The sequence below is a fragment of the Actinosynnema sp. NPDC002837 genome (assembly GCF_040295345.1).
Lineage (GTDB): Bacteria > Actinomycetota > Actinomycetes > Mycobacteriales > Pseudonocardiaceae > Actinosynnema.
Genome location: NZ_JBEOVG010000039.1, coordinates 46,499 through 66,050, shown reverse-complemented (window position 1 = coordinate 66,050; position 19,552 = coordinate 46,499). Strand labels below are relative to the sequence as shown.

Sequence of the window (19,552 nt, the reverse complement as noted above, 5' to 3'; positions counted from 1 at the left end):
TGCGGTGGCGGACCTAGACCTGCTGTCCACGTTCGTGGAGATCTACCGGTCCGGCTCGCTGACCGCCGCCGCCCAGCGGCGCGGCCTGACCCAGCCGGCGGTCAGCGGCCACCTCGCCCGGCTGGAGCGGGAGCTGGGCGAGCCGCTGTTCGTGCGCTCCAGCCGCGGCGTCACGCCGACCGCGCGCGCCGACGCGCTGGCCCGCCGGGTCGGCGCGCACGTGGACGAGCTGCGCTCGGCGCTGTCCGAAGTGGACGACCGGGATGCGTACGCGGGCACCGTGCACCTGGCGGGCGCGGTGGAGGTGGTGGCCGCGCGGGTGCTGCCGGCGCTGGCGCCGCTGACCGCGCGCGGGCTGCGGCTGAGGATCACCCTCGGCCTGGCCGACGACCTGCTCGCCGCGCTGGTCAACGCGAGGCTGGACCTGGTGGTGTCCGCGGTGCGGCCCGCGGACCGGGCGGTGGTCGCGACGCCGTTCGTGGACGAGGAGTTCGTGCTGGTCGGCGCGCCGACGCTGGTGCGCACGATCGACCGCGCGCTGCTGGCGTCCGACCCGGTGCGCGCGTTGGCGCACCTCCCGCTGGTCGCGTACGCGGAGGAGCTGCCGATCGTGCGGCGGTACTGGCGCAGCGAGTTCGGCCGCCGCCCGCCCAACCCGGTCGCGGTGGTGGTGCCGGACCTGCGGGCGGTGCTGGCGGCCGTGGTCGCGGGGGCCGGCGTGTCGGCGCTGCCGCGGTACCTGGCCGACCCGGCGCTGGCGGCGGGGTCGGTGGAACTGGCGCACCAGGCGGTCGTGCCGCCGTTGAACACGCTGTTCCTGGCCACCCGGGTCGGCGGGTTGGCGAACCCGTCGGTGGCGCTGGTGCACGGCCACCTGATGGCCCGCGCGCGGGACTGGGGCGTGCTGTGACGCCCCGGTCCCGCGCGGGGGGTCAGACGCCGGCGATGGACTGGATCCAGGACCGGTAGCGCGTCACGTTGGTGTAGGCGGTGGTGGTCTGCCGGTCGCTGGTGGACGCGACGCCCACCTGCACGCCGCCGGCCATCATCGGGCCGCCCGAGTCGCCGCCCGCGGTGATGCCGTCGCCGCGCCGGGCGCAGATCGCGCTGCCGCCGTAGGCGTCGGTGCAGCCGCCGGTGACGGTCACGTTCGCGACCTTCAGGTACTGCGACTGGCAGTTGATCTCCGAGCCGCACCGGGACGTCGCGCCCCAGCCGTAGACCTGCACGTTCTGGCCGACGGTGACCGAACCGGGCTGGCCGAGGCGGGCGTAGGTCGCGGACACGGAGCGGTCGAGCCGGACCAGCGAGAGGTCCGACGAGTGGTTGTGGGTCTGCACGCCGTTGGCCATCGTGCCGCCGGAGGTCTGGTCGAGGCTGCCGATGCGGAACGACAGCCCGCCGCCGCTGACGCAGTGCTTCGCGGTCAGGATCCACGTGGGCGCGATGATCGTCGCGGTGCACGTCTGCCTGCCGTTGGAGAACAGCCGGGCCGCCCACGGCGCGTTGCTCGCGTAGCCGCCGCCGATGATGTACGGCGTCACGCCGCCCTCCGCCGCCGGCGCGGCCGACGCCGACGGCGCCAGGGCGAGCAGGGAGAGCAACGCGGCCGCGAGCGCAGGGATCAACCTGGTGATTCGCAAGGGTTTCCTCGATTCCGAAGACACGCGATTCCTCGCGCACAGGGGTGTCTTGGGTCACGAGATTCGTACCACTCGACCGGGTGAAAAGGGATATCTCGAAACAGTCATAACGCGCGCTATACGGTGTGCGTCATGCTCGTCGAACTGGCCATCGGGGACGCGTACGGCGCGGGCTTCGAGTACGCCCCGGCATCGCTCGTGGCCAGCCACAACACCCTCGCCGGGTACGTGCGGCACCCGCGGCACCTCGGCATTCGCCCCGGCGCGTACACCGACGACACGCAGCTGACGCTGGCGTTGGCGGAGTTGCGGGTCTCCGGCGCGCCGTGGACGCCCGAGTCGGTGGCGTCGGCGTTCGTGACCGCGTTCCACCGCGACCCGCGCGAGGGCTACGCGCGGGGTTTCCAGGCTTTCCTGGAGAGCGTGCACTCCGGCGCGGAGTTCCTGGCCCGCATCCGGCCCGACAGCGACAAGAGCGGCGCGGCGATGCGCGCCGCGCCGGCCGGGCTGCTGCCCACCGTGGCCGACGTGCTGCACCACACCGACGTGCAGGCCAAGGTCACCCACGACACGCCGGACGGCGTGGCGTCGGCGCGGGCGGCGGCGTTGGCCGTGCACTACTGCCACCACGGGCTCGGTCCGGTGGCGGAGGTCGGCACGTGGATCGCCGCGCGCCTCGGCTCCGACGCGTGGGCGCGGCCGTGGCGGGGCAAGGTCGGGTCGAAGGGCGTGATGAGCGTGCGCGCGGCGCTGACCGCGTTGGCCGACGGCGGCTCGCTGAGCTCGGTGCTGCGGGCGTGCGTGGCCTTCACCGGCGACGTGGACACGGTCGCGACCGTCGCGCTGGCCGCCGCGTCGCGGTCCGCCGAGATCCGCGCCGACCTGCCCCGGGCGCTGGTGGACGGGCTGGAGAACGGGCCGTACGGCCGCGACCACCTGGCCCGGGTGGACGCTCAGCTGCTGTAGCGGCCGAGGAGTTCGGCGACCCGCTCCTCCGGCCACGGGCGGACGTCGCCGAACGTGGCCGCGAAGAACAGCTCCAGGTGCGCGTGCCACGCCGCGAGCGCCCGCGGGGCGAACGCCGGGTCGGCCAGCGCGTGCGTCAGCTCGACCGTCGTGCCCTGGTCGGGGTCGTGCCGGAACTCCCAGCGCACCCTGCCGGTCGGCGAGTCGAACGCCAGCACGCGCGGCGGCGTCCGCTCGACCAGCGGGCCGGCCGGCACGTGCGGGTTGGCCGCGCGGGCGGGCACGCCCTCCTCGCCGTCGGTGAGCAGCGCCCACACCTCCTCCAGCGGGCGCCAGACGAGGTCGCGGACGAACCGCACCACGCCGTCGTCCACCCGGCCCTCGTCCAGCCCGAACTCGCGGATGTAGTGCTCCATCGGGCCGCGCACGTCCGTCGGCGGCTCGAACGGGCGGTCGTCGAGCCGCGCCTCCAGGCCCGCGAGGCAGGTGTCCCAGCCGGCGGCGTTGCGCCCGGCGCCGTGCTCGTCGCCGAGGACGTGCGTGAACACCAGCAGGCAGCCGCGCTCGTGCGGCAGCAGCTCGAACCGCAGCACGTCGGTGTTCCAGCGGAACGCGAACACCTTCGGCGGGTCGGACTCCAGCACCTCGCCGGTGGTGACCTGGTCGGGGAAGGAGAACGTGATCTCCCGGCCGTCGATCGCCACCGCCGCCGGGAACCAGTGCGCCAGCTCGGCGGGCTCGGTGACCGCCCGCCACACCAAGGCGGGCGGGTGCGCCAGCACCCGTTCGAACCTCAGCACGGGCTTGCCGTCGATCCTCCTCAACTCGGTGCTCACGAGTCCCTCCCGTCCGTCCCGTCGATCGCGTCCAGCCGCCGTTCCAGCGCGTCCAGGCTGTCCTCCCACATCCGCCGGTACGGCGCGAGCCAGGCGTCGACCTCGGCCAGCGGCCCCGGCCGCAGCCGGTAGAGCCGGCGCTGGGCGTCCCGCCTGACCTCGACCAGCCCGGCCTCGCGCAGCACCTTCAGGTGCTTGGACACCGTCGGCTGGCTCACCGACAGCCCGTCGACCAGGTCGTTGACCGGTCGCTCGCCCCCGCGCAGCACGTCGAGGATCCGGCGCCGGTGCGGGTCGGCGAGCACGGCGAACGTAGATGCCATGACAGGAATATAGCCCGATCGGCATATGCGCTGTCAACCGAGGGGTCGGAAAGGTAGGATGGGTTCGGCGCCTCGACCCCAGTGCGGCCTACCTCATGCGTGGCACAACCGCGTGAACCCTTCCGCTCGACCTTCGAGGAGCCCTTCCATGCCGCGCACGTTCGCCGGCTCGCCGGTCCGCGACCTGCTCGCCCTCACCTCCCGGCCCGAGGTCATCTCGTTCGCGGGCGGCCTGCCCGCGCCCGAGCTGTTCGACGTCGACGGCCTGCGCACGGCGTTCGACCAGGCCGTGTCCCGCCGTTCCCTCCAGTACGCGCCCACCGAGGGCGACGTGGACCTGCGCGGCCTGGTCGCCGACCGGCTGACCCGGCGCGGCCTGCCGACCGCGGTGGAGGACCTGCTGGTCACGTCCGGCTCGCAGCAGGCGTTGACGCTGGTCGTGACCGCCCTGCTGGAGCCGGGCGCGGTCGTGGCGGTGGAGGAGCCGACCTACCTGGCCGCGTTGCAGTGCTTCCAGCTCGCCGACGCGCGGATCGTGCCCGTCGCGGGCGACGAGCACGGCATGGACCCGGCCGCGCTGGCCGAGGTGATCGAGCGGGACCGGCCGGAGCTGCTGTACCTGGTGCCGACCTTCGCGAACCCGACCGGCCGGACGTTGAGCGCGCGGCGGCGGGCCGAGATCGCCGCGCTGGCCGACCGGCACGGCCTGTGGGTCGTCGAGGACGACCCGTACAGCGAGCTGCGCTACCGGGGCGAGCCCGTGCCGCCGCTGGCCTCGATGAGCGACCGCGTGCTGCACGCGGGCAGCTTCTCCAAGGTCGGCGCGCCGGGCATGCGGCTGGGCTGGCTGCGCGCGTCCGCGTCGATCATGCGCACGCTGGTGATCGTGAAGCAGGCGGCGGACCTGCACACGTCCACCGTCGACCAGGCCGCGGCGGCGGCGTACCTGAAGGCGAACGACCTCGACGAGCACATCCGGGGCCTGTGCGCGGCCTACCGGGAGCGGCGGGACGCGATGATCGGCGCGCTGCCGTCGACCGTGCCCGCGGGCGCCCGGTGGAGCGACCCGGACGGCGGGATGTTCGTGTGGGTGGCGCTGCCCGGCGGGGTGGACACGTCGTCGCTGATCACGGCGGCGTTGGCGCGGGACGTGGCGTTCGTGCCGGGCGCGCCGTTCTACGCGACCACGCCGGACCGGTCGACGCTGCGGCTGTCGTTCACCACCAACACGGCGGACGAGATCGTGGAGGGGATGCGGAGGCTGGCGACCGTGCTGCGGTAGCGCATGGTCGGACCGTGCGATCCGCACGGGTTCCCGGTGACACCGCGGGGGTGGGGCTTGTGCGCGGCCGGCCCCAACGTGGTTGCCATGAAAAGTTCTTCGATCCTCTCCTTGGTGATCTCGACGGCGCTGGGCATCGCGATCGTGGCCGACGGCGACGACGACTGGACCGGTTTCGGCACGTGGGGACTGGTCGCGTGCGCGTTGGTCTACCTGGTCGCGGGGCTGCTGCGCGGCGAGGTGCGCCGCACCCGGCTGGTGTGGGCGCAGGTGGCGGGCGTGGTCGGGTTCGGCGCGGTGGCCGGGATCGCCCTGCTGGTGGACCCCGGGGTCGGCCGGTACCTGGTCGCGGCGGGCTGGTTGGCGCACGCCGGCTGGGACCTCGCGCACTTCCGCGCCAACCTCGTCGTGCCGACCTGGTACGCGCTGGCGTGCGCGGTGGTCGACGCGTTCGTCGGCGTGTCGCTGGCATGGTGAGCGCGTGATGCGACAGGCGAGGGTGCTCACGCTCGTGTCGCTGGGCGTGGCGTGGTCGACCAGCCTGGCCGGGCCGGGTGTCGGCGTGCTGCTGGAGACCCGGCCCGCCTGGGTGGTGGCGGGGCTGGTCGGCGTGGTGCTGTTCGGCGCCGCGCACGCCGGCGTGCTCTACGCGGCCGTGACGCCGGGTGTGGCGCGGGGCCGGTGGGACGTGGCGTTCGTGGCGGCGTCGCTGCTGTCGGTGCCGTTGCTGGCGCCCGTGGCGGTGGGGCGGTGGGACACGTGGGCGTGGGTCGGCGCGGCGCTCGTCGGCACGGCCCCGGTGCTGGTGCGGCGGCGGTCGTGGGCGGTGGCGCCCCTGGTGGTCGCGGTGGCGGTGGTGGTGTCGCCGGACCCGGTGCGGGCGTTGGTGGTCGCCGGTGGTGTCGGTGTCGGGTTGGCGCTGATGCACGTGCTGCCGGTGTGGTTGTGGGACCTGGTCGTGCAGGCGCAGCGGGGGCGTGAGGCGCGGGCGCGGCTGGCGGTGATCGAGGAGCGGCTGCGGTTCGCCCGGGACGTGCACGACCTGCTGGGGCACCGGTTGACCGTGATCGCGCTGAAGGCGGAGCTGGCGTCGCGGCTGGCGCTCGTGGACGGTGAGCGGGCCGGTGCGGAGGCGGACGAGGTGCGCGCGCTGGCGTCGGCGGCGTTGTCGGAGCTGCGGGAGGCCGTGCGCGGGTACCGGACCGTGGAGCTGGCCGAGCAGGCGTCGGCGATCGAGCAGGTGTTGACCTCGGCCGGGGTGCGGTGCACCGTGTCGGTTCCGGCGGAGTTGCCCGCGGCGGCGCGCGAGCTGTCGTGGGCGTTGCGGGAGGCGGGGACGAACGTGCTGCGGCACAGCCGGGCGCGGTGGTGCTCGGTCGACGTGGTGGCGGGCGCCGACGAGGTGCGGCTGACCGTGGCGAACGACGGCGCTTCCGGCAGCGGTTCCGGCGGTGCTTCCGACGGGTCGCGCGGGTCGGGGTTGAGCGGGCTGGCCGAGCGGCTGGCCCGGGTGGGCGGGACGGTGCGCACGGGGGAGGAGGACGGGGTGTTCACGCTGGTGGCGACCGTGCGGACGTGATACGCGTGCTGCTGGCCGACGACGAGGAGCTGATCCGCGTCGCGGTGGCGGCGTTGCTCGGGCTGGAGCCGGACCTCGAGGTCGTGGCGCAGGCCGGTGACGGCCGGGAGGCGGTGCGCGCGGCGTTGGCGCACCGGCCCGACGTGGCCGTGGTCGACCTGCAGATGCCGGAGCTGGACGGGTTCGAGGTGACCGCGTCGCTGGCGTCGGCCTTGCCGGGGTGCGCGGTGGTGATCCTTACCGGGCGCGGCAAGCCGCCCCACCTGCACCGCGCGTTGTCGGCCGGGGCGAAGGGCTTCCTGCCGAAGGGGTCGCCGGGCGGCACGCTGGCCGACGTGATCCGGCGGGTGCACGGCGGCGCCCGGTACGTCGACCCGGAGCTGGCGGCGGACGCGCTGACCACGCCGCCGTGCCCGTTGACGCCGCGTGAGCTGGAGGTGCTGCGGCTGGCGGAGTACGACACGCCGGTGGCGGTGATCGCGCGCCGCACGCACCTGTCCGCCGGGACGGTGCGCAACTACCTGGCCGCGGCGGTCGCGAAGCTCGGCGCGGCGAGCCGGTCGGAGGCCTACGTCACCGCGCACGACAACGGCTGGTTCTGAAACGCCCCCGGATCCCCCGGACCGGCCCGGTCCGGGGACGGGTTGCGCGCCGTCCCCGGCAGGTAGCGGAAGTTTCCGGCGGCCCGAGGCTTGGCCGGCGCCCGCCCCCCTCCCTACTTTCGTGGCATCTCAAGGGAAAAGGGGGCCACATGACCGACCACGCGCTGTCGATCCCGTCACCGCCACCACCGCCGCGGCCCCGGCCACGTGCCGCCGTCGTGCTGCTGGGCCTGCTCACCGTGGTCCTGGTCGGCGCGTCCGTGCTGGCGATCGTGCTGTTCGTCGGGGCGAAGGAGGAGCACGGCCTGGAGGTCCAGCGCCTGGACCAGACCAGCCGGTCGCTCGCCGAGGCCGAGGAGCGGCTGGAGGAGACCGAGTCGGCCAACGACACCGTCATCGGTCGGATCTCCACGCTGGAGGCGCAGAACGCCGAGCTGCACAAGTGCGCCGACCCGGCCAGGGACTCGATCATCGCGGCGCGGGACGACGATGACGCGGCCCTCGGGCCCGCCGTCGACCGCGCCTCGGACAACTGCTGAGCCGGGGAGCCGACATGACCACGCCAGAACCCGACCAGGCGTTCACGCCGCCCTCGTCGAACCCGACTGCGCCGACCTCGTTCGCGCCGACGCCGACCCCGCCGAACGGCGTGTCGATGCAGCACCAGCCGACGCCTCCGCCACCCGCGCGCCCCGGCCGGGCGCCGATCGTCGCGCTGACCGCGCTGGCCGCCGTGTTCGCCATCGTGGCGGGCTTGTTCACCGTCCTCTACCTGGGCGAACGCGCCGACCGCAACGCGCTCGCGGCCACCAGGGCCGACCAGGAGCGCACGCTCGCCGACGTGTCGGGCAAGCAGGAGGAGGCCGACGCGACCCTGGAGACCAACCGGTCCCGGGAGTCCACCCTGTCCACCGAGCACGACCTGCTCACCCGGTGCGTCGAGGCCGCCAAGGGCTACTTCGACCTGCCGCCGGAGCAGTCCCCGGAGTCCTCACGCCTGTTCCGCATCATGTACGACGTCTGCCCGCAGATCTGACTCCATCGCCGCCCGGACGCCGCGGACCGCCAGCCGGTCCGCGCGTTCGTTCTCCGGGTGCCCGGCGTGGCCCTTCACCCAGTGCCACTCGACCTCGTGGGGCGTGGTGGCGGCGTCGAGGCGCTGCCACAGGTCGACGTTCTTGACCGGCTGCCTGCCCGAGGTCAGCCAGCCGTTGGCCTTCCACTTGGTCATCCACGACAGCACGCCGTTGCGGACGTACGTGCTGTCGGTGTAGATCCGCACCACCGACGGCCGCTTCAAGGTCTCCAACGCGCGGATCGGCGCCATCAGCTCCATGCGGTTGTTGGTGGTGGCCGACGACTCCCCGCCGAACAGGTCGCGCTCGTGCGACCCGTACCGCAGCACCGCGCCCCACCCGCCCGGTCCGGGGTTGCCGCTGCACGCGCCGTCGGTGTAGATCTCCACCACCTGCTCCATGCGGGGAACATACCGACCGGTTCGAGCAGGCCGGGACACGGCTTGTGCGGCGGGACGTCACCCGGGAGGTGGTGGTCGTTCCGCCGTGAGCGCAATCGCTTTCGCCCGGACGACGGCCGTGGGCACGCTGTCCGGCATGGCGCAGGGATTCCGGGGTGACGTGGCCGAGTTCTACCACCGCTACCGGCGGGGGTACCCGCCGGCGGTGTTCGACGCGGTGGTAGAGGTGTTCGGGCTGACACCGGACGACGTCGCGGTGGACCTCGGCTGCGGCACGGGCCAGGTGACCGTGCCGCTGGCGGCCCGGGTCCGCGCCGTGATCGGCGTCGACCCGGAGCCGGACATGCTGGCGCACGGCCGCCGCGCGGGGGAGGAGCGGGACGCGGCGAACCTGGCGTGGGTGGTCGGGACGGACGCGGACGTGCCCGCGTTGCGCGCGGTGCTCGGCGACGGGTCGGTCGGCGTGGTCACGATCGGCCAGGCGCTGCACTGGATGCGGCACGACGAGCTGTTCCGGGCGGTGCACCCGCTGGTCAGGCCCGGCGGTGGGGTGGCGGTGCTGACCAACGGCACGCCCCTGTGGTTGCAGGACGAGGACTGGTCGCGGGCGTTGCGCGAGTGCCTGGAGCAGTGGCTGGGCACGCCCGCCGGCAGCGCGTGCGGCACCGACGAGGAGAGCCAGGCGCGGTACCGGGAAAGCCTGGCCGCGGCCGGGTTCCGGGTCGACGTGCGCGGCGTCGACTACACCGACACCCTGGACCTGGAGTCCATTGTGGGCGGTGTCCTCTCGGCGCTGCCCGTGGACCGGCTGCCCGCGGACCGCGAGGCGTTCACCGACCTGGTCCGCGACGCGTTGGAGCCGCACGCGCCGTTCACCGAACACGTCCGCGTCACCGTGCTGACCGGGCGGCGGTGACCTGGTCGGCGGTGACCTGGTCGGCGGGACCCGCGGATCCCCACCTCGATCCCGCCGCTCGCACCTAGGCTCGGCGGGGTGGACGAACCGAGCAGCCCCGTGGCCGGGATGACGATCAGCGTGCGGACCCGCCGGGACGTCGTGGTGGTCGACCCGGAGCGGTTCATGGCCGCCGCGCGGGCGGCCTACCGGGAGCTGAACCCGGGCCTCACCGACGCCGAGGTGGCCGAGGCGGTCGCCGACGTCACCGACGCCGCGTACGCGTTGATCGACCGCGACGGCGACCTCGTCCCCGAGTCCTCCCGCGCCGGCCGCCCGCCACTGCCCGGCGTTCGCGTCCCGGACCGCCCGGACGGCCTGTCACCCGCCGGCCGCGTCCAGGAGCTCGTCCTGGACGAGCCGCAGCCGTTGCAGGACTACGGCTGCTTCCTCCCGGAGGACGTGTTCGCCCGCCCCACCGCGGCCCACGACGAGTAGCCACGCGCCCGGGGCTCGTCCTCGTACAGTCGGGTGCGTGGAAGTCTTCCTGCTCTGGCACGTCCGCCACGCCCGGAACCTCGACGGCTCCCCGGTCGAGCACGTCGACGAGGACGGCGAGCTGACCTGGGACGAGTGGGACGGCGACAACCTGAAGTTGTTGGGCGTCTACTCGACGGAGAGCCGCGCCCGGGAGCGGATCGAGCGCGCGAAGTCGACGCCCGGCTTCGCCGACGAGCCGGACTGCTTCCTGGTCGACCCGCACGAGATCGACGAGGACGCGTGGACCGATGGGTTCATCACGATCGTCGAGTGACCACGGGCGGGGCCGCCGCCAGTCCCCGGAAGTCCCCGCAGTCACGGTGTCCTTCGCCTTGGCCTCGACGTCGACCGCATTGCCGATCTTGGGAGCGGTGCGGGGCGCTCCCCCTGTGACTCCGTCCGCGAGACGAGGCCGCCGGGCGAGCAGGCAGCCGCGTCCCGCGGACGGGCAGTACACCTGGTCTGGTCACAAGCGTGCCGTGTCGACTCCGCTCGGGCCGGGCAACCATGCGTGTCCTTCTGGCCAAGTGGTCAAGCACGGGCCGTCAGCCCTCAAGGCCGGCATCAGAGGTCGGATGGCGCCCGGCGCGTCACGTGCTCGATGTGGTGCGACGTGGCGATGGCTATCCAGCGGGGTACGGTGCCCGCGGTTCTCCCGCCCCCTCGCCTGCAACGGGTCAGCTCGTGGTCACCCCACGAGAAGTCCCTGCCGGCGAACTCCGGCCGTGCCAGCAGCTCCTCCGCCAAGGCGGTGAAGGCCTCGACGGCGGCACCCTGCACCGGCTTGCCGTCTTCCCGGGCGAGCTGTCTGCGCAGCGCGACCACGGAACCCGGAGCCGTGTAGTAGAGGTACGGGTTGACGGTTCTCGGGCCGGGGTCCCCGCCTTTGGGTGGCACCGGGTGAACCACGCCGTAGTCCCCGTAGTTCACCGCCCCGCCCACCTGCTCGGCGACCGCATGCCACAGAGGCACTTCGGGGCGATGACGGGTAGTTGTGGCGAAGCTGTTCCGGTTGGCCGGGATCGAACCGGCCAGCAACGTCGTCGTCGACGGCCCGATGCCGTCGACGACAGTGCCGATCAGCCGTGCGGTCCGTGTCACATGGGCGGGCTGCACGGTCTCGATGAAGCCGAGGTCGATCACAGCGTGCAGCTGCCCCGCCTCGACACCGGTCCGGCTGACGACGCGCCGGAGCCGGGCGACGATCTCTGCCGGCGGGGTGGCGACCCCGCGCACCCGCACCACGACGTCCCGCGGCCGGTGCTGCCGGAGCAGGGAGATCGTCCTGAGCTCGTCGTCCGTCGCCGAGTCGCCAACGACTGGGGTCAACGCGGTGACGTCGAGCGCCAGAAGCCCGAGTTCGTCGTGCAGCGTGTTCTCGATCTGCTTGTCGAGGAACTCCAACGGGCCGCCCGGCTGCCGGGCCAGCGAACTGGTCGCGCTGAGCAGGTGCGCGTCGATCCACAGCGGATTGTCGTGCGCCGCAGCGTCCACCGCGGCTCTGACGAGCGCGGGCAGGAGTTGCCCTCTTTCCGCTACTCCGACGGAGTCCAGCAATTCCACGAGGATCGCCGGTCGTGACCCGGGGCTCGCCGGAAGGTGGAGGAGCGCGTCGAGTTCGCCCTTTTTGCTCTTCAACGCGACCAGTGGGGTGAAGGTCATCGCGCGACTCCCTGCCGAACAGTGCCTGTGGTCGCAAGCCGGGCAACTTCGATCCTGGGAGTTCGACCGGTCCGCTGACGCCCGCCGATCGGGTGATCTTCAGCTCCGCTCTCGCGCCGAGAGGCCCGGTGACCCGTGCGGGATCCAGGCCACCGCATAAGTGCGGTCAAGCTACGTGCCCGGCGATGGCGGCGGTGCGGTGGTGGCCCGGTTTTCCGGAGGTCGTGGTATTCGTGGTGCATGGCAAGCGTGAGTCCCGACCGCCGAACAGGGCGTGTGGGATTGAACCGGGTGACGGCGTTGTTCGAACGGCATCACCACATCGTGCAGCCGATCGACGGTTCCAACGACTTCGGCGTAGACCTTTACGTCACCTTCGTGTCGGATTTCAAGACCACGGGTGACACGATCGCGGTGCAGGTCAAGGCCGGAAGATCCTACCGCTCCGCAGGCGGTTACCGGGTGCGGGTCGGCGAGCACCGCGACGACTGGTCCAAGCCGAACATCCCGGTGGTCTGCGTTGTCCACGATCCTGAAGCCGACACCCTCCACTGGGCGAACGCCACCGCGCAGTTGCGAAACGCGAGTCGATTCGGCGATGAACTCAAATCGATCCGGGTTCCCCGTGAGTCGGTGCTGGCCGACGACACGTTACCCGAATTCGTCGACGAACTCCGCCTCCACCTCTCCTCGCGCACCGATCTCATTCACGCCCTGGCCGATCACGTCGGTGCCAGTGTGGAGTCCACCGACTACGTGGCCCATTTCATCAACGAGTTCGGCGATCTTCTCTTCTTCCAGCAGCAACTCGGCGTGCCGTGGGCGGTGTTGCGCCACAGCAGGGGAGGAGGGGTCACTCTCTTCGTCGAGAATCCAGATTCCCTGGCCATAACCGACTACGGCGAGGCGGCCTGGGTGGAGGGAGGCAGGATGGTGGACGACTTCTTGGAACACCATGACACCCCTGGCCGTGTGGTCTTGACCGTGGACGAGCGGATGTGGATGCGATTGTGCGCGACCGCGAGCGCGTGGTGGCGCAAAGCGCCGGCGCGGAAGGGCTGAGCGAAGCAGGTCGTGCGGGTGGACGGGCTGCTCGTTCTCACCGAACAGCCCGTCTGCCGGCTCACCAACCTCGCGCGCGCCACTCGTCCAGGTGAGGTCGCTCACGCCCCAGGGTGGTGTCGTCGCCGTGACCTGGGTAGACCCACGTGTCGTCGGGCAGCTCGGCGAAGATCCGGGTCTCCACGTCGTCGATCAGCGAAGTGAAGGTTTCGGGCGACGTGGTTTTGCCGACCCCTCCCGGGAACAGCGAGTCCCCGGTGAAGAGGTGGGGGTGGCCGGTTGGGTCGCGGTACAGCAGGGCGATCGAGCCCGGCGTGTGGCCGCGCAGGTGGATCACCGTCAACGGGACCTCGCCGACGTGCACCGTGTCGCCGTGCCCCACCAGCACGTCCGGCGGGATCGGCAGCACCTCCGCGTCCGCCTCGTGCGCGATGGTGTTGGAGCCGTTCGCGCCCGCGACCGCGCCGAGGGCGCCCCAGTGGTCCTGGTGCCGGTGCGTGGTCACGACCGTCTTCAGCCTCGGCCGCTGCACGTCGTGGCCGACCACGTCCGACAGCCGCTCCGGGTCGGCCGCCGCGTCGATGAGCAGACCCTCGTTCGTCGCGCGGCAGACCAGCAGGTACGCGTTGTTGTCCATCGGGCCGACCGAGACCTTGGTGATGGTCAGCGCGTCGAGGGTGCGCCGTGCCGCCGGGCCGCCCGGCGACACGTGCCCCTGGTAGTCCTCTAGTACGTCCACAATGGCCGACCGTATCCGACCCGGCACCCTTCAGGGCTCCCACAGGTCGACCCCATAGGGTTGGTAACGGTCACCGCCGCTCCCGGCGATAACGTCTGATTAGGGTTCTTCTTCCTCGTGCCTACCAAACGTCGGATCAACTGGGACGTCCTGCGCATCCTCGCCGTGCTGTGCGTGCTCCTCCAGCACGCCACCCGCGTCGGCCCGGCCAACCACCCCGAGCTCAGCCGGCCGTCGTTCGTGTTCGGCTTCGAGTTCGGCGCGAGCACGCTCGTGGTGATCTCCGCCTTCTTCGCCTGCGCCTCGCTGGCCAAGGGCGAACCCGGCCGCTTCCTGCACAACCGCCTGGCCCGCCTGCTGCCCGCCTACCTGGTCGCCGTCGTGGGCACCTACACCGTGCTGCGCCACCTCGCACCGGACGGCTGGAGCGAGCTCGAACCGCGCGACCTGCTCGTCAACGTCCTCATGCTCCAGAGCTGGTTCCCGGAGGCACGCCTGGTCGACGCCGCCTACTGGACCCTCCCGATCCAGGTCACGGGCTTCATCGCGGGCGCCCTGCTGGTGTCGCGGATCCGCGGCCGGGCGGTCAAGCCGCTGCTCTGGGTCCTCATCGTCGTCCCCCTGGTCATCCGGGACTGGACCGCCGACCCCGGCCTCGTCCACGCCCTGTACAACGGCCTCGGGGCCCAGCGCGCGCAGCTGTTCGCCATCGGCGTCGCCATCTGGCTGTGGTCCAAGGGGCGCCTCGGCGACCGGCACCTGTTCGCCCTGCTCACGGCGACCCTCCTGGTGCAGGTCGGGCACAGCGGCGACCTCGCGTCGACCATCGGCTTCGGCGTCCTGCTGATCGGCGTGTGCGCCGCGGCGGGCGGCCCGGACTGGGACATCGCCCCCGTGCGCCTGCTCTCCCGGCCGATCAAGTGGCTCGCGGGCATCTCCTACGGCGTGTACCTGGTCCACCAGGAGCTCGGCTACCTCGTCATGGCCAAGGTCTCACCCCACGGCGGGCCGTGGGTCGAACTGGCGTTCTTCACCGGCTCGGCCGTCTTCCTCGGCTGGCTGCTCACCAAGTTCGTCGAACGCCCGGCGCACCGCGCCCTGACGGCGAGCCGGCCGACCCTCGCCGGCCTGCTGCTCACCGCCCGGCTGCACGCCGCTCAGAGCCACTTGGGCAGCGTCGGCGCCGTCCCGTTCAGCCGGGCGCCGCTGTGGCGGCCCGTCAGCCACGCCAGCACGTCCGCCGCCGCCCCGCCGACCGCGGGCGACGTGGCGCTGTCCGCGGTCAGCTCCCAGCCGCGCTGACGGCCGTCCGGGAACACCGCCTCCACCCGCACCGACGGCGTGTCCGCCCGGTCGGCGTACTGGCCGACGGCCTCCTCGAGGAAGTGCTCCAGCAGCTCCGGCGGCAGGTCGGCGAACCCGACGCCCCGGTCGAGGTCGACCAGGTGGAACCACACCTCGCGCAGCCGCAGCCACGGCACCCGGTGCGCCAGGAACGGACCCGACGTCGGGTGCACCACCTCCGCCTCCCACGCCGTGGCCGGCAGCTCGCGGGCGGCCGTGGCGAACCGCTGGCACGCCGCGTCCAGGTCGGCCCGCAGCAGCTGCGGCAGCCGTCCCGCGCCCTCGGCGATGTCCGCGTCGCGGTCCACCGCGCTCGGGTACATCTGGTGCTCGACGCCCGTCTTCGCCCACATGAGCAGGTTGACCAGGGCGTCGGCGTTGCGTGCGAGGTGCGTCACCACGTGCGCCCGGCTCCAGCCCGGCAGCAGGCTCGGACCGCGCAGCGCCGAGAGGTCCAGGGCCGCGACGACCTCGTACAACGCGCCTGTCGCCCGTTCGACCTCGGCGAGCCCGGCGACCGCGTCCTGGACCGCGGCCGACTGCTCGCGGGGCGCGGGTACGCTCGTCTGGGCGGATCGGACCTGGGCGGCATCAGCGAAGCTCATGGGCACCTCATCCCGGCGTTTGCGGCCGAACGGCCTATCACCCCAGCGTAGGGGCGTTCACTACCGACCGGTAGAGCCGTTGGCGCACGATCGTGGGAGTGTGCCCGTCACGATTTGTCGGTACCCGGCCCTAGCATGGTTGACGCCCTCCCCGACAGGGCCGACGCGGTGGCCGGGCCGACGCGGTGGTCCGATACGCTTTTCGAACGTCTGTTCGGGGAAAGGTCAAGAACCGAAGGGAACCGTTGTGGCCGACCGGCTTGTCGTTCGCGGGGCGCGCGAGCACAACCTGCGAGGGGTGGACCTCGACCTGCCGAGGGACAGCCTCATCGTGTTCACCGGGCTGTCCGGCTCGGGCAAGTCCAGCCTCGCCTTCGACACGATCTTCGCCGAGGGCCAGCGCCGCTACGTCGAATCGCTCTCGGCCTACGCGCGGCAGTTCCTCGGTCAGATGGACAAGCCGGACGTCGACTTCATCGAGGGCCTCTCGCCCGCGGTGTCGATCGACCAGAAGTCGACCAGCCGCAACCCGCGGTCGACCGTGGGCACCATCACCGAGGTCTACGACTACCTGCGGCTGCTCTACGCCCGCGCCGGCAAGGCGCACTGCCCCACGTGCGGCGAGGCGATCAGCAAGCAGACGCCCCAGCAGATCGTGGACCAGGTGCTGGCCATGGAGTCGGGCACCAAGTTCCAGGTGCTCGCGCCGGTCATCCGCGGCCGCAAGGGCGAGTACCTCGACCTGTTCTCCACCCTGCAGTCGCAGGGCTACTCGCGCGCCAAGGTCGACGGCGTCGTCCACGCCCTCGCCGAGGTGCCGAAGCTGAAGAAGCAGGAGAAGCACGACATCGCGGTCGTCATCGACCGGCTGAGCGTGAAGGCGAGCTCCAAGCAGCGGCTGACCGACTCGGTGGAGACGGCGCTGCGCCTGGCCGACGGCCTGGTCGAGCTGGAGTTCGTGGACGTCCCGGAGCACGACCCGGGCCGGGTGCGCGGCTTCTCCGAGAACCTGGCCTGCCCGAACGGCCACGCGCTGGCGATCGAGGACCTGGAGCCGCGGTCGTTCTCGTTCAACTCGCCCTACGGCGCCTGCCCGGCGTGCACCGGCATCGGCGTGCGCAAGGAGGTCGACCCCGAGCTGGTCGTGCCGGACGACGAGCTGTCGCTGGCCGAGGGCGCGATCGCGCCGTGGGCGTCCGGCCAGACCGCCGAGTACTTCACCCGGCTGCTGGAGTCGCTCGGCCTCGCGATCGGGTTCCGGATGGACACGCCGTGGCGGCAGCTGCCCGCCAAGGTGCAGAAGGCCGTGCTGCACGGCGTCGACGAGCAGGTCAACGTCCGCTACAAGAACCGCTACGGCCGTGAGCGCTCCTACTACGCCAACTACGAGGGCGTGATCCCGTTCCTGGAACGGCGGCAGGAGCAGACCGAGTCCGAGTACATGCGGGAGAAGTACGAGGGCTACATGCGGGAGGTGCCGTGCCCGACGTGCCAGGGCACGCGCCTCAAGCCGGAGATCCTGGCCGTCACGCTGCACCACGGGCGCAAGGGCGACAAGTCCATCGCCGAGGTGTGCGCGATGTCGGTGGCGGAGTGCTCGGAGTTCCTCGACGGGCTCAAGCTCGGCAAGCGCGAGTCGATGATCGCGGGCGCGGTGCTCAAGGAGATCCAGGCCCGGCTGCACTTCCTGCTCGACGTCGGCCTCAACTACCTGTCACTGGACCGCGCGTCCGGCACTCTTTCGGGTGGAGAAGCTCAGCGGATCAGGTTGGCGACGCAGATCGGCTCCGGGCTCGTCGGCGTGCTGTACGTGCTGGACGAGCCCTCGATCGGGTTGCACCAGCGTGACAACCACAAGCTGATCGAGACCCTCGTCCGGCTGCGCGACCTCGGCAACACGCTGATCGTGGTCGAGCACGACGAGGACACCATCCGCACCTCCGACTGGGTGGTCGACATCGGCCCCGGCGCGGGCGAGCACGGCGGCAAGGTCGTGCACAGCGGCCCGTACCGGGAGCTGCTGAAGAACAAGGAGTCGATCACCGGCGCGTACCTGGCGGGGCGCAAGGAGATCCCCATGCCCGCCACCCGCCGCAAGGTCGACAAGAAGCGGCAGCTCACCGTGGTCGGCGCGCGGGAGCACAACCTGCGCGGCATCGACGTGTCGTTCCCGCTCGGCTGCCTGGTCTCGGTCACCGGCGTGTCCGGTTCCGGCAAGTCCACGCTGGTCAACGACATCCTGGCGACCGTGCTGGCGAACAAGCTCAACGGCGCGCGGCAGGTGCCGGGCAGGCACACGCGGGTGCGCGGGCTGGACCAGGTCGACAAGCTGGTGCAGGTCGACCAGTCGCCGATCGGCCGCACCCCGCGGTCCAACCCGGCCACCTACACGGGTGTGTTCGACCACATCCGCAAGCTGTTCGCGGCCACCACCGAGGCGAAGGTGCGCGGCTACCAGCCGGGTCGGTTCTCGTTCAACGTCAAGGGCGGGCGCTGCGAGGCGTGCGCGGGCGACGGCACGATCAAGATCGAGATGAACTTCCTGCCGGACGTCTACGTGCCGTGCGAGGTGTGCAAGGGCGCCCGGTACAACCGCGAGACGCTGGAAGTGCACTACAAGGGCAAGACGATCTCCGAGGTCCTCGACATGCCGATCGAGGAGGCGGCGACGTTCTTCGAGCCGATCAACGCGATCCACCGGCACCTGCGCACGCTGGTCGACGTCGGCTTGGGGTACGTGCGGCTGGGGCAGCCCGCGCCCACGTTGTCCGGTGGTGAGGCGCAGCGGGTGAAGCTGGCGGCGGAGCTGCAGAAGCGTTCGACGGGCAAGACGGTGTACATCCTCGACGAGCCGACCACGGGGCTGCACTTCGAGGACATCCGCAAGCTGCTCGGCGTGATCAACGGGTTGGTCGACAAGGGCAACACGGTGATCGTGATCGAGCACAACCTCGACGTGATCAAGACGTCGGACTGGCTGGTCGACATGGGCCCCGAGGGTGGGTCCGGCGGCGGCACCGTGGTGGCCGAGGGCACCCCGGAGCAGGTCGCCGACGTGCCGGACAGCTACACCGGCCAATTCCTGCGCGAAGCCCTACCAGCCACCGCCGCCGTCGGCTGACCAGTCGGCCCCCGACCCGCCGGGCATCCGGCCAAGATCACCCGAAGGCGTGACGGCCTCCGGGTATGAATGGAAAGCCGGCCGGCGTTGCCGGAAATGATAGGGAGGCGCGGCGGCCCCGGTCACATCACCATCCCGGTGTCCGCGGGCCGTCACTCACCCAACCGGTCCACGTGACCATGGCGCCATGCCGCTGAACCATGGCGAGCGTCCACCCGCCGCACCGCTGTCAGACACATGGCGTCCTGCCGCTGGCCCCTGCCGCCATGCCGCGGAACACCACGGCGTTCTGCCACGGAACCGCTCTGCTACGGAACTATGGGCGTCATGCCGCTGAACACGTACCGCTTCCGCAGCGTCTGGTCGGTGGACAGCACACCCGAGCGGACCTTCGACGTCCTCGCCGACCTGGGCAGCTACCCGCGGTGGTGGCCGCAGGTGCGCGCGGCCCGCCGCGTCGCCGACGACGTGGCCGAGCTCCGGTGCCGCTCGGCCCTGCCGTACGACCTGGTGTTCCAGGCGCGCCACAACGCCCGGGAGCCGGCGGCGGGTCTGCTGCGCGCGGACCTCGTCGGCGACCTCGACGGCACGGCGAGCTGGCGGATCTTCGCCGAGGGCACCGGTTCGCGCCTGGTCTACGACCAGGAGGTGGTGGTGCGCAAACCGCTGCTGCGCCGCCTGGCCCTCCTCGCCCGGCCGCTGCTCTTGGCCAACCACGAGGTGATGATGCGCAGCGGCCAACGGGGTCTGCGCACCTACCTGGCCGGGTTCCAGGCGGCGTTAGGGCAGGCGGCGGGTCAGGCGACCGGGCAGGCGGCGGGTCAGGCGGCGACGGGCGGTCAGGCCTGAAGGGGCGGGCACGGTCAGGTCTGAGCG

At 72.1% G+C, this 19,552-nt stretch carries 21 protein-coding genes and 1 pseudogene; 15 read left to right on the top strand and 7 right to left on the bottom strand.

The window, feature by feature from the left end; genetic code table 11:
• Nucleotides 1-4: 4 nt before the first annotated feature.
• Nucleotides 5-910: a LysR family transcriptional regulator gene (locus ABTZ99_RS24910; protein ID WP_499614377.1), complete on the top strand. Its 906-nt coding sequence runs from the start codon at nt 5-7 to the stop codon at nt 908-910.
• 22 nt (nt 911-932) lie between these two features.
• Here ABTZ99_RS24910 and ABTZ99_RS24905 read toward each other — a convergent pair whose 3' ends face one another.
• A complete protein-coding gene (locus ABTZ99_RS24905) occupies nt 933-1,643 on the bottom strand; it encodes a S1 family peptidase (protein ID WP_498782433.1) in 711 nt (236 codons plus the stop codon).
• Between the two features lie 132 nt (nt 1,644-1,775).
• Between ABTZ99_RS24905 and ABTZ99_RS24900 the strand changes: the two genes are divergently transcribed.
• Nucleotides 1,776-2,609, top strand: a complete 834-nt coding sequence (locus tag ABTZ99_RS24900; RefSeq protein WP_499614374.1) for an ADP-ribosylglycohydrolase family protein — start codon at nt 1,776-1,778, stop codon at nt 2,607-2,609.
• Here ABTZ99_RS24900 and ABTZ99_RS24895 read toward each other — a convergent pair.
• Complete coding sequence (locus tag ABTZ99_RS24895; protein ID WP_499614371.1) at nt 2,597-3,445, bottom strand: SRPBCC family protein; 849 nt, start codon at nt 3,443-3,445, stop codon at nt 2,597-2,599. The genes ABTZ99_RS24900 and ABTZ99_RS24895 overlap by 13 nt on opposite strands.
• Nucleotides 3,442-3,768 carry an ArsR/SmtB family transcription factor gene (locus ABTZ99_RS24890; RefSeq protein WP_498782439.1) on the bottom strand — a complete coding sequence of 109 codons (327 nt, stop codon included), beginning with the start codon at nt 3,766-3,768 and terminating at the stop codon, nt 3,442-3,444. Before ABTZ99_RS24890 ends, ABTZ99_RS24895 begins: the two co-directional genes overlap by 4 nt.
• A 148-nt stretch (nt 3,769-3,916) precedes the next feature.
• Between ABTZ99_RS24890 and ABTZ99_RS24885 the strand changes: the two genes are divergently transcribed.
• From ABTZ99_RS24885 to ABTZ99_RS24860, 6 genes are all read left to right on the top strand, one after another.
• Nucleotides 3,917-5,050, top strand: coding sequence for an aminotransferase-like domain-containing protein (locus ABTZ99_RS24885; RefSeq protein ID WP_499614367.1), 1,134 nt, complete (start codon nt 3,917-3,919; stop codon nt 5,048-5,050).
• A gap of 87 nt (nt 5,051-5,137) precedes the next feature.
• Nucleotides 5,138-5,527, top strand: coding sequence for a hypothetical protein (locus ABTZ99_RS24880; protein ID WP_499614364.1), 390 nt, complete (start codon nt 5,138-5,140; stop codon nt 5,525-5,527).
• Between the two features lie 7 nt (nt 5,528-5,534).
• Entirely contained in the window at nt 5,535-6,629 is a 1,095-nt protein-coding gene (locus tag ABTZ99_RS24875; RefSeq protein ID WP_499614361.1) for a sensor histidine kinase, read from the top strand.
• The gene (locus ABTZ99_RS24870; protein ID WP_499614358.1) at nt 6,626-7,231 is read left to right on the top strand and encodes a response regulator; all 606 of its coding nucleotides are present in this window, start codon (nt 6,626-6,628) and stop codon (nt 7,229-7,231) included. Before ABTZ99_RS24875 ends, ABTZ99_RS24870 begins: the two co-directional genes overlap by 4 nt.
• A 149-nt stretch (nt 7,232-7,380) precedes the next feature.
• On the top strand, nt 7,381-7,770 hold the full coding sequence (locus ABTZ99_RS24865; protein ID WP_498782449.1) for a hypothetical protein: 390 nt from the start codon (nt 7,381-7,383) through the stop codon (nt 7,768-7,770).
• Between the two features lie 14 nt (nt 7,771-7,784).
• Nucleotides 7,785-8,267, top strand: coding sequence for a hypothetical protein (locus ABTZ99_RS24860; RefSeq protein ID WP_499614355.1), 483 nt, complete (start codon nt 7,785-7,787; stop codon nt 8,265-8,267).
• Here the strand turns inward: ABTZ99_RS24860 and rnhA are convergent.
• Nucleotides 8,223-8,708 carry a ribonuclease HI gene (gene rnhA, locus ABTZ99_RS24855; RefSeq protein WP_498782453.1) on the bottom strand — a complete coding sequence of 162 codons (486 nt, stop codon included), beginning with the start codon at nt 8,706-8,708 and terminating at the stop codon, nt 8,223-8,225. The two genes, ABTZ99_RS24860 and rnhA, sit on opposite strands and share 45 nt — an antisense overlap.
• A gap of 85 nt (nt 8,709-8,793) precedes the next feature.
• Between rnhA and ABTZ99_RS24850 the strand changes: the two genes are divergently transcribed.
• The 3 genes from ABTZ99_RS24850 to ABTZ99_RS24840 all read left to right on the top strand — a co-directional run bounded on the left by ABTZ99_RS24850 (nt 8,794) and on the right by ABTZ99_RS24840 (nt 10,417).
• Nucleotides 8,794-9,624 (top strand): class I SAM-dependent methyltransferase, encoded by an 831-nt coding sequence (locus ABTZ99_RS24850; RefSeq protein WP_498782455.1) that lies wholly within the window; start codon nt 8,794-8,796, stop codon nt 9,622-9,624.
• Nucleotides 9,625-9,702: 78 nt separating this feature from the next.
• Nucleotides 9,703-10,101 (top strand): hypothetical protein, encoded by a 399-nt coding sequence (locus ABTZ99_RS24845; protein ID WP_498782457.1) that lies wholly within the window; start codon nt 9,703-9,705, stop codon nt 10,099-10,101.
• Nucleotides 10,102-10,138: 37 nt separating this feature from the next.
• The gene (locus ABTZ99_RS24840; protein WP_499614351.1) at nt 10,139-10,417 is read left to right on the top strand and encodes a DUF7336 domain-containing protein; all 279 of its coding nucleotides are present in this window, start codon (nt 10,139-10,141) and stop codon (nt 10,415-10,417) included.
• A gap of 290 nt (nt 10,418-10,707) precedes the next feature.
• Here ABTZ99_RS24840 and ABTZ99_RS24835 read toward each other — a convergent pair whose 3' ends face one another.
• Nucleotides 10,708-11,805 carry a beta family protein gene (locus ABTZ99_RS24835; RefSeq protein ID WP_498782461.1) on the bottom strand — a complete coding sequence of 366 codons (1,098 nt, stop codon included), beginning with the start codon at nt 11,803-11,805 and terminating at the stop codon, nt 10,708-10,710.
• A gap of 240 nt (nt 11,806-12,045) precedes the next feature.
• Between ABTZ99_RS24835 and ABTZ99_RS24830 the strand changes: the two genes are divergently transcribed.
• A complete protein-coding gene (locus tag ABTZ99_RS24830; RefSeq protein ID WP_498782463.1) occupies nt 12,046-12,867 on the top strand; it encodes a DUF4365 domain-containing protein in 822 nt (273 codons plus the stop codon).
• Between the two features lie 61 nt (nt 12,868-12,928).
• Here the strand turns inward: ABTZ99_RS24830 and ABTZ99_RS24825 are convergent, their stop codons facing one another.
• The gene (locus ABTZ99_RS24825; protein ID WP_498782465.1) at nt 12,929-13,606 is read right to left on the bottom strand and encodes an MBL fold metallo-hydrolase; all 678 of its coding nucleotides are present in this window, start codon (nt 13,604-13,606) and stop codon (nt 12,929-12,931) included.
• Nucleotides 13,607-13,723: 117 nt separating this feature from the next.
• On the opposite strand from ABTZ99_RS24825, the pseudogene ABTZ99_RS24820 reads away from it, so the two are divergent.
• Nucleotides 13,724-14,662: pseudogene (locus ABTZ99_RS24820) on the top strand (acyltransferase family protein); the annotation flags it as partial.
• Nucleotides 14,663-14,763: 101 nt separating this feature from the next.
• Here ABTZ99_RS24820 and ABTZ99_RS24815 read toward each other — a convergent pair.
• On the bottom strand, nt 14,764-15,555 hold the full coding sequence (locus ABTZ99_RS24815) for a maleylpyruvate isomerase family mycothiol-dependent enzyme (protein WP_498782467.1): 792 nt from the start codon (nt 15,553-15,555) through the stop codon (nt 14,764-14,766).
• Between the two features lie 247 nt (nt 15,556-15,802).
• Here ABTZ99_RS24815 and uvrA point away from each other — a divergent pair, with 247 nt between their 5' ends.
• The gene (gene uvrA, locus ABTZ99_RS24810) at nt 15,803-18,676 is read left to right on the top strand and encodes an excinuclease ABC subunit UvrA (RefSeq protein WP_498782469.1); all 2,874 of its coding nucleotides are present in this window, start codon (nt 15,803-15,805) and stop codon (nt 18,674-18,676) included.
• A 327-nt stretch (nt 18,677-19,003) separates the two neighbouring features.
• Nucleotides 19,004-19,525, top strand: coding sequence for an SRPBCC family protein (locus ABTZ99_RS24805; protein WP_499614346.1), 522 nt, complete (start codon nt 19,004-19,006; stop codon nt 19,523-19,525).
• Nucleotides 19,526-19,552 lie beyond the last annotated feature (27 nt).